Origin of the sequence: Paraburkholderia sp. (assembly GCF_036488795.1) — a bacterium.
Taxonomy (GTDB): Bacteria; Pseudomonadota; Gammaproteobacteria; order Burkholderiales; family Burkholderiaceae; genus Paraburkholderia.
Genome location: NZ_DASXHA010000153.1, coordinates 1 through 9,344 on the forward strand (window position 1 = coordinate 1; position 9,344 = coordinate 9,344).

Consider the following 9,344-nt stretch of genomic DNA (forward strand, 5'->3'; position numbering starts at 1 on the left):
ATGTCGGGGCCTGATTCAGATGTCCGGGTTTGGACTTTTTAGAAATGTCCGGTTTTAAGAGTCCAGCAATCTCTATGTTAGAGGGCTTTTAAGCACCGAGCCAACCCGCATTCCGGCGGTTCCCAGAATCGCTTCATTCAACTCCTGCCGGGTCAGCTCGCGCTGCTTGCGGGTGCCCACCTTGCGCTCCTTCGTCCGCGGTGCTTCGCCCTGGTTGGTCCTCGATGGCGAGCCCGACGACCGCCGGTCATCGCGCTGTGCCTGAATGACCCGCGCCAGCTGCAACGTGTGGCCCAGCCGCTTGTTATCGACTACCGCCGCCTGATCGATCTGCGAGAGCCGGTCATACGGCACACAGGGCAGGGCAGCACCATTCACCCGGATCTCGATGCGCCCATCCGGATACTCGAACACATCCAGATAACGGTGAATCAGACCACGGTTGGCTACCGTGTCCTCAAGCAGGTAGATCACCCGAATTAGTAAGGACTTTCCCGATCTCATGGCATAGCGATATGCGAGGATAGTTGGCGCTGGGCAACCCATCTGAGAAGGGGAAAGTCATGGACAAGATTACTCGTATCGGCGTGGATCTGGCCAAGAACCTGATCCAGCTTCACGGCGTGGACGGCATGGAACGCGCGGTGGTCAGGAAAGCCATCTCGCGGCAGAAGTTTCTCGAATGGTTTTCCAACCTCAAGCCGTGTCTGGTCGCAATGGAGGCATGCAGCGCAGCCCACTACTGGGGGCGCAAGCTGCGTGCGCTAGGGCACGAGGTTCGCCTGATCGCGCCGCAGTTCGCCGCACCATACCGCAAGGGAGGCAAGCACGTGAAGAACGACAGGCTGGACGCTGAGGCCATCTGCGAGGCGGCGGGGCGGCCGCATATGCGATTCGTGGCCGTCAAAACAGCAGACCAGCAAAACGTACTGTTGCTGCACCGGATGCGGAACGGTTTCGTCCAGGAGCGTACCGCGCTCGTCAACCGACTGCGCGGTGAACTGGTCGAGTTCGGCGTGTTCCTGCCGCAAGGCATCAACGCATTTCGTTCCCGCTTCGTCGAAGCGCTGGAGGATGGGGCCACTGAACTGAACGGTGTCGCGCGCACTGCGCTGCTGCGAGGCTGGCAGCACCTGCAGGCCCTCGACCAACAAATCGCCTGGTGCGACGCAGAGGTTGCCGCGCAGGTGAAGCACGACGGCAACGCGCAGCGCGCCATGGCGGTCATTGGCATTGGGCCGCTCACCGCGTCGGCCGCGGTGGCCACTGTTGGCGACGCGCGCGTGTTCAAGAATGGTCGCCAATTTTCCGCCTGGCTTGGCTCGGTGCCCAAGCAAGCGAGCAGCGGCGGCAAGACCCGGTTGGGCCGCATCACCAAACAGGGCAACACGTATCTGCGCACGCTGTTGTTTCAAGGCGCACGCTCGGCCGTAACGACTGCACATCGACGGACCGACCGGCTCTCGCGCTGGATCGTTCAGCTCCAGGCACGTGTGGGCTGGTATCGGACGCTGGTGGCTGTCGCCAACAAGCACGCTCGGATCCTGTGGGCGATTCTGGCCAAGGGCGAGCGCTTCGATCCGTCGTATGTACCGACCCGTCCGACCCCCACCGGGCCGTGAAGACACGGGCGCATACCTCGATAGCTGTACAACTCAAAAACGACGACTCCGCACAAAAGGATTCGACAGGCACGGATAGCGACAGGTCAGACCGGCAGCGGGCGAACTCGAAGTACGACAAGGCGCACATAGCATGTATTCGCCGTCACCCGGATGGAGTCTCGCTGCGCGGTTACTATCGTGGCCCTGGCACCGCAATGACAGTGCTTAACAAGGCCGATTATAGGTATGCAGTCTGTCTCGCCGCTGAATGCCGGATGTCTGTCCGATCACATCGGAGTCAAACGAATTGATGAATGAACCCCGAGCTTGCAAAAAAGGAAAGTCCTTATAGGTCGTACTGCACCGTCAGTACCTTCGACACGCGCCGCGGCACACGAACCGTCAGGATCAGATCAAGATCGTCATCCACCCGCAGCGGCCGGTGTGCATCGAATGTGCTGCGCGGCACCTTGCCAAACCGGCCGTTAAAGTCAGCGATGAAGTGGGGCGCGTAAGCATTGGCCGCCTCCTTCGTGCTGATTCCGCGTAGCCGCAGTTCCTTCACAAGACGATCCTGCAACGTCAGATTCGCCCTCTCGACGCGCCCCTTGGCCTGACTGCTATTGGCGCAGAACGTATCCACATTCAGCTCGTACAGCGCGCGCCCAAACTGCGTCACACCCTTGCCAGGCGTCACCGAATGGCTGTTGCAATGAAACACGCTGGCCTTGTCGCTGTATAGCGCGACCGGCTTGCCATGCTGTTCAAGGTACGCGCGCATTGCCTCGAAGTAGCTGAACGTCGATTCGGTCGCGGTAAAGTGCAGCGCCATCAACCGGCCCGTTGCATCGTCGATGAACACCAGCAGCGTGCAGGCGGGCGCCCGTTCCTCGAACCACCGGTGATCACTGCCGTCGATCTGCACCAGTTCGCCCAGACACGCGCGGCGGTTTCTCGGCTGATGCAGCTTCGGTGGCCGCTGTTTGCGCGGAATCCACAACCCCGCATCGCGCATCCAGCGCCGCACGGTTTCCTTCGCCAGCACCACGCCATGACATTCGGCGAGCTTCTCGCGCGCCAGCGTCGGCCCAAAATCGGCATAGCGTTCGCGCACCAGCGCCATGGCCCGCGCCCGCAGATCCATCGGCAGTTCGCGGTTGCTCGGCTGACCACGTCGCGCCGAAACGAGCCCGGCCGGTCCAGCGGCCTCGTAGCGCCGTACCAGCCGGCTGACCTGACGTTCACCCAGCTGCAGCCGTTCAGCCGCCAGTACGACCGTCAGTCGATGCTGGACGACCGCTTCGATGATCTTCACGCGCTCGAGCTCGTGCATGCTGATCGTGATGAATCCACGTCCGTTCATGGTCTGGCTCCGGGCTGGCTGGGTTGCCGCAGCATGCGCCACAGCCGCCAGCCCGGAGCCGGAAACCGGACATTTCTAATGAGCCAGAACCGGACATTTCTAAAAAGCTCTGACAACCGAATTGTTGATAATTTATCTTATGTCAAGTAACCCGTGCGGCGCGCGTAGATGTTTTGTGGTGGTTGCTTTATCCACGCACGAGCGCTTTCCACGTGCGGGCCCCATTAGCGACGCTTGATCGCACATTCGTTGCTACGGCGCTGCTCACCGACCTCATGGCCGCCATCGCACGGAACCGCCCCGCGAGAACGCGAGCACCGTCCGTCACCGTTGGCCGACTTCGGACCGACGTCGAACTGGCCTGCGAGCGATTTCTTCCTACAGGTACAGGAGACAAACAAGCGCCCGGTAACAGCCCGGCTCAACGCCCAGTGGCCTCAGCACTGCTACAGCCTTCACGGATAACGCGTCGGGAACACGCGTTGCGGCGAGCCGTTCGATTTCATCGTCAACGACCAAGGAATCGACATGACAGCAAAAGCTCTTTCGGGCAGCGACGCAGGCGACGCGCGCCCCTTCCGACTCATCGCCGTGCAAACCCGCGTGCTCGCTCAGAACGAGGACGGCAAGCTGATCGAGCTCGGGCAACTGGTGCGCGACGACCATCAAGGATGGCTCGCGCGGCTCGATGTCGGCGAGATCGAAACGGGCCCGCAGCGTGACGCACAGGCGGTGCTGGACGCGCTCGTGCCGTTGCTCACGTTCGACTATCTCGACGGACTTTTCACGGCGGAGGCGCACGTCGACGTATCGGCCAGCATCGTCGACTGTCCGCAGACGCATTTCACGCTGACGGAGCCCGCGCCGCCCGGATTGCAAACCGGGGATACGCCTCATCGCTTTTAACGGTGATCGCGCTCGACAGCAAAAACGCCGAACGTACCGGCCAACATTGGCCGGGCTTGCGATCCGATGGCCCATTTTGTGTGCGGCCGCATTGCGACGGGCAAGTGATGCGCGCACATCGCCGCACCGCGGCCAGGACCTTGCGATCCGACTGCGCTCATGCCGCGTAGGGCGTCGTTAATGCGGCTCTGCCCGGAGCAATAGGCGCGCTGCTCGCGCACTAACGCCACTGACGCAAGCCTCCGACAGTGCACGTTGTGTCTCGCAATGGAAGCCTGCGCGCCACCCTGCCCGCTTGGCCCGTTGCCCGCACTCAAGCTTGCCGCCGTCCACGACGCATTTCGACAACCGTTGTGCCCGGCTTCGGCAATCAGGCGCGCTCACCCAACTTCCGTCGCCTTCGGCACAAACTGCGGCGCCAGCTCGGCCTCCGACCACCGCAACGGCAACGCGCCGCGACTGCGCCGCACCTCGCGCACGTGAAAGCGCACGAGTCGTTGCGCGCCTGCAAACGCGGCCACTTCCTCCCCTTCCCAGACGATTTCCGCCCGCACCGCGACATGCAGCAGATCGCCGGTTGCAAAGTCGATAAACAGCAGACCCGCGCGTGGATCAAGCACGAGATTGCCGATCGTATTGAAGAAGCGGTTGCCGCTGTAGTCGGGCGCACTCAGCGTATTCGCGTCGTCGACGCGCACGAAACCCGGCGGGCCGCCGCGATGCGATACATCGACGCCGCGCGCGAGCCCCGCGTCGTCGCTCAGATTTGCACTGGCGATGAAAAACGTGTCCGCGTTCGCCAATAACGCGCGATCGGCGGCGTCGAGCTGTGTCGCAATCTCGGGCTCCGCATACGGCGCGGCAGCGTCCGGTGCAATCGACAACGGCGTGCGGCTCTGAATGTACTTCGCGCAATTGCCGAAGCTCTGCGTCACTTCGATCAACAGCGTGTCGCCTTGCATCGCCTTGACCGCACCATTGACGCGATTGCGGCGCCGCACGCGCGGCTCGATGCCGAGGCCACCGAACATGGCGCCTTCGTGCCAGCTATCGGCAAGCGGATCGCCTGGCAGCGCGCCGCCTTCGATACGCAGCGTGTGCTCATCCGGCGCCGACACGAATCCCGCGGCACCCGCTCGCACCGTCGCCCACGGTTGACCGCTCGCGTCGACGCCGCCGATCACGAAGAACGGCTGCGCGGCGAAGAACTCGCGATGCTGCGCCGGCATAAACCGGCGAATCCCGCGACGTCCCATCGAATCCGCCGCACTGCGCACGCCGGCGCGCTCCTGTGCGGCCTGCTCGCCGGCATGGAACGGCGAATCGTCGAGACCCCAGCCATTGAGCGCAACGAACTCGGACATGATCGGACTCCTTGTGCAAAACATCATCGCAGGCTGGCAACGCAAATGCTCAGACGGCCAACAAACCTGCTTTCGTCGACTGCATCGGGATGAAACGCGGTAACGCCTCGACCCGGCGCAGCCACGCGCGAATATGCGAATACGGCTCGAGCGACACGCCGCCTTCCGGCGCGTGCGCGATATACGTGTGCGCGGCGATGTCGGCGATCGTCACCTGCTCGCCCGCCACGAACGGCTTGCCCGCGAGTTCGCGGTCGATTACGTCGAACAGCTTCACCGCGATGTTCTTCGCGTTCTGGTGATCGAGCGGCGCGCCGAACACGGTCACGAGCCGCGCCGCGCACGGCCCGTACGCAATCGGGCCGGCGCACAGCGACAGCCAGCGCTGCACCGCGGCGGCGCCGCGCGGATCGTCCGGCAGCCACGATGGGTCGCCGTAGCGTTTGGCCAGGTAGACGAGGATCGCGTTCGAGTCGAACAGCGTCAGCTCACCATCCTGAATCGTCGGCACCTGTCCGAACGGATTCAGCTCGAGATACTCGGGCCGGCGATTGTCACCGGCTTTCATGTTCAGCGCGACGATCTCGAACGGCAGATCGAGCAAGGTCAGAAACAGCCTTACGCGATGACCGTGCCCGGACAGCAGTGACGTGAACAGCTTGATGGGCTGGGCGGGGTGGGCGGCAGGCATGTCGGACTCCGTAAGCAGGGAAATGAGGATGCGGGACACGGCCAGCATAGGCGTAGGCGCGAGTGCGCGGAAGCCCGATAATCCGGGAAACACAGTCAAGTGAGGATGGACAATCGACCATGGCCGATGTGCGCAACGTCAACCTGAATCGCCTCGCGGTTTTTGTCGCGGTCGTCGACGCCGGCTCCCTCAGCGCCGCCGCAACGCGGCTCGGCCTCGCCAAGACGATGGTCAGCACGCATATGCAGCGGCTCGAGGCCGAAGTCGGCGCGAGCCTGCTCGTGCGCACGACGCGGCGGCTCGGCGTCACCGAAGCGGGCCGCGCGTTTTACCAGGCGAGCGTAAAAATTCTGCGCGCCACCGAAGACGCGCTCAATGCGGTCAGCGGCGAAACGTCGCCGCTGCGCGGCACGTTGCGCGTGAGCGCGCCGATCGATTACGGCGCGCTCGTCGTCGCGCCCGCGCTGGTCGAGCTGCGGCGCGCGCATCAGGAACTCGACGTCGAGCTGCTGGGCAGCGACCAGTATGTCGATCTGATTGCTGACGGCATCGACGTGGCGATCCGGCTCGGACGGCTCGCGAATTCGAACTATCGCGCGGTCAAGCTGGGCAGCTTCGTCAAGTGGCTTGTCGCGAGTCCGGAATTCGTCGACATGTGGGGCACGCCAAACACGCCGACCGATCTCGCGCCACTGCCCTATTGCGCGCTGTCGGTGCTGCCGCATCCACTCACGCTGGAGCTGCGGCACGTCGACGGCAAGACCGCCAGCGTGCGTTGCCAGGCCGCGTTGCTCGTCAATACCGCCGACGCATGCCGCGCGGCAACGCTCGCCGGCGGCGGCGTCGGTCTGTTGACGGACTTTTCGATTGGCGAAGACGTCGCGGCCGGACGGCTCGTCCGGCTGTTGCCACAATGGGCCACCGCGCCCGCGAGCATTCAGGCGGTGTTTCCGCCGACCAGTCATCCACCGGCGAAGGTGCGCGCGTTGATCGATACGCTCAAGCGCAGGCTGGCGGTGGAGCAGCCGGACTAGGCTCGGAGCGTGCCGTCCCATAACTTTTTCTTTAGCCTCGCGCAACATATCGTCGTTTGTCAGCGCCGCGCAAAAGCCGGATAGTGCGGCCTCAGCCCAGCCTCTGCCGCGTCTTCACCAGGCCGCAAACGCAGTGTGCTGAACCACCCCCGCACCACGATCGAGGAACCATTGCCGATGAAACGCAACACGCTCAAGCTCTTCACGACTGCTGCATTCTCACTGTTCACGCTGTGCGCGATTTCACCCGCCAGCCGGGCGGCCAGCGACACCGCCGCACACATCAAACCCACCGTCGACGCCGCAATCCGGCCGCTGATCGCGAAGTATCACGTCGCCGGCATGGCAGTCGGCGTGATCGTCGACGGCAAGCCGTACGTATTCGACTATGGCGTCGCGTCGACGCAGACCGGCAAGCCGGTCACGCGCGACACGCTGTTTGAAATCGGCTCGGTCAGCAAGACCCTCACGGCCACGCTCGCGTCGTATGCGCAGCTGAATGGCAAGCTATCGCTGGCGGATGGCACGCAGCAGTATCTGCCGGCGCTGCGCGGACGTCCGTTCGGCAAGGTCAGCCTGTTGAACCTCGGCACGCACACCCCCGGCGGCCTGCCGCTCCAGGTGCCGGACGACATCCATGACACCGCGCAATTGCTGCAGTACTTCAAGGACTGGCAACCCGCGTATCCGCCCGGCACCTACCGCACCTATGCGAATCCCGGCATCGGCACGCTGGGGATGATCACTGCGAAAAGCATGGGCCAGGATTTCACCGCGCTGATGCAGCAACGCGTGTTTCCGGCGCTCGGCATGAAGAGCACGTATATCGACGTGCCCGCCGCGAAAATGGCGGATTACGCGCAGGGCTATACGAAAGACGGCGCGCCGATCCGCGTGAGCCCCGGCGTGCTGTCCGCCGAGGCGTACGGCGTGAAGACGACCGCCGCCGACCTGCTGCGCTTCGTGCAGGAGAACATGAACCTGGTACCGATCGACGATACGTTCCAGCGCGCGATCACCGCGACGCATACCGGCTACTTCCAGGCCGGCGTGCTGACCCAGGACCTGATCTGGGAGCAATACCCGTATCCGGTCGACTTGAAGACCTTGCAGGCCGGCAATTCGTCGGCGATGGTGCTCGATGCGACGCCCGCGACCGCAATCGACCCGCCGCTGCCGCCGCAGCAGAACGTGTGGATCAACAAGACCGGTTCGACCAACGGGTTCGGTGCGTATATCGCGTTCGTGCCGGCCCAGCGCATCGGCATCGTGATGCTCGCGAACCGCAATTTCCCGAACGAAGAACGGGTGAGCGCCGCGCATCAGATCTTGACGGCGCTTGCCGGCGGCGCGCAATAGTCTGCCAATCGCGTCGCATGGCGGCGTGCAGCCGGTCGCCTCTTCGACTGACTGCGGCAATACACGCCGCGTCGCGCGTATCGCCGCGCGTCAGCCGCCGGTCTGGAAGCCGAGCGCCGCCGCCTTCGCACGCAGCTCCGTCAGGCGGTCCGCTGTCGGGTTGGCCATCAGTTGCGACTGATCGATCGCCGCCACCGAGCTTGACGACGAAGGCGCTGCCGCCCCTGCGCACGCTGCGCCAAACGGCCCTTGGGCGACCGCGAAAGCCGGCGCGTCGGTACGCGGTGCGTCGGTGAAATCGAGCGCGTAAGCCAGATTGAACGTCGCGGCATCGTTGCCGCGCACGCCGAGCGGCTGAAGGCCGAAACGCCATTGCAACAGCGCGTGAATCGAACTGGGGTCGAACGGATAGCGGGTAATCGCACCGGCCCGCGCCCGTGGGCCAAGCAGCGCGAGCGGCACGCGAAAACCGAGCTTGCCGTCGTTGCCGGCCGACAGTTCGTCGTTGCTGATCGGCCGGGTCGGCGGCACCACGTGTTCGAGAAAACCACCCCACTCGTCGTAGACGACGATCATCAGCGTGCGGCTCCAGGTCGGGCTCGTGCGCAGCGCCTCGTAGACCTGCGCGAGAAACGCCTGCCCGTTGCGGATGTCCGCATGCGGATGATCGTCCGCCGAAGTGCCTAGCGGCTCGCCGACGAAAGCGGGGTCGACCATGCAGAACGGCGGCAGCGTGCCCGCCGCGGCGTGCGACAGGAAATCCGAAAACGGACGCGAAATGCCGAGATAGCGCGTGCCGTAAAGCGCGGTGAACGGCACGTCGTGGTAATAGTAGTTACAACCGACGTTGGCATCGCTCAGCTTGTCCCAGATCGTCGCAAGCGACGATGTATCGACGCTGTCGTCGAGCCGGTCGGTCGCGCCGCTATGCAGGTACAGACGGTTCGGAAACGTGCTGGCCAGAACCCCGCTGAAGTAGAAGTCGCCGATCGTGTACTGGCTCGCCACTGCGTCGAAGAACGG

7 protein-coding genes and 2 pseudogenes are annotated in these 9,344 nt (G+C 63.9%); 4 read left to right on the forward strand and 5 right to left on the reverse strand.

Annotated features, from left to right (window positions below):
* Nucleotides 1–72 precede the first annotated feature (72 nt).
* Nucleotides 73–474, reverse strand: coding sequence for a hypothetical protein (locus VGH41_RS22380; protein WP_331599789.1), 402 nt, complete (start codon nucleotides 472–474; stop codon nucleotides 73–75).
* Nucleotides 475–563: 89 nt separating this feature from the next.
* On the opposite strand from VGH41_RS22380, the gene VGH41_RS22385 reads away from it, so the two are divergent.
* The gene (locus VGH41_RS22385; protein ID WP_331599795.1) at nucleotides 564–1,622 is read left to right on the forward strand and encodes an IS110 family transposase; all 1,059 of its coding nucleotides are present in this window, start codon (nucleotides 564–566) and stop codon (nucleotides 1,620–1,622) included.
* A 334-nt stretch (nucleotides 1,623–1,956) separates the two neighbouring features.
* Here VGH41_RS22385 and VGH41_RS22390 read toward each other — a convergent pair.
* A pseudogene (locus VGH41_RS22390) lies at nucleotides 1,957–2,967 on the reverse strand (ISNCY family transposase); the annotation flags it as partial.
* A 528-nt stretch (nucleotides 2,968–3,495) separates the two neighbouring features.
* Here VGH41_RS22390 and VGH41_RS22395 point away from each other — a divergent pair.
* Nucleotides 3,496–3,873, forward strand: a complete 378-nt coding sequence (locus tag VGH41_RS22395; RefSeq protein WP_331599790.1) for a hypothetical protein — start codon at nucleotides 3,496–3,498, stop codon at nucleotides 3,871–3,873.
* A gap of 395 nt (nucleotides 3,874–4,268) precedes the next feature.
* On the opposite strand, the pseudogene VGH41_RS22400 reads toward VGH41_RS22395, so the two are convergent.
* Nucleotides 4,269–5,237 (reverse strand): annotated as a pseudogene (locus VGH41_RS22400) (pyridoxamine 5'-phosphate oxidase family protein); the annotation flags it as partial.
* 49 nt (nucleotides 5,238–5,286) lie between these two features.
* Complete coding sequence (locus tag VGH41_RS22405; protein ID WP_331599791.1) at nucleotides 5,287–5,928, reverse strand: glutathione S-transferase; 642 nt, start codon at nucleotides 5,926–5,928, stop codon at nucleotides 5,287–5,289.
* A 119-nt stretch (nucleotides 5,929–6,047) separates the two neighbouring features.
* Here VGH41_RS22405 and VGH41_RS22410 point away from each other — a divergent pair, with 119 nt between their 5' ends.
* A complete protein-coding gene (locus tag VGH41_RS22410; protein WP_331599792.1) occupies nucleotides 6,048–6,962 on the forward strand; it encodes a LysR family transcriptional regulator in 915 nt (304 codons plus the stop codon).
* 177 nt (nucleotides 6,963–7,139) lie between these two features.
* Nucleotides 7,140–8,321, forward strand: a complete 1,182-nt coding sequence (ampC, locus tag VGH41_RS22415) for a class C beta-lactamase (protein ID WP_331599793.1) — start codon at nucleotides 7,140–7,142, stop codon at nucleotides 8,319–8,321.
* Nucleotides 8,322–8,411: 90 nt separating this feature from the next.
* Here ampC and VGH41_RS22420 read toward each other — a convergent pair.
* On the reverse strand, nucleotides 8,412–9,344 hold a 933-nt coding region (locus VGH41_RS22420), incomplete at its 5' end, for an alkaline phosphatase family protein (RefSeq protein ID WP_331599794.1).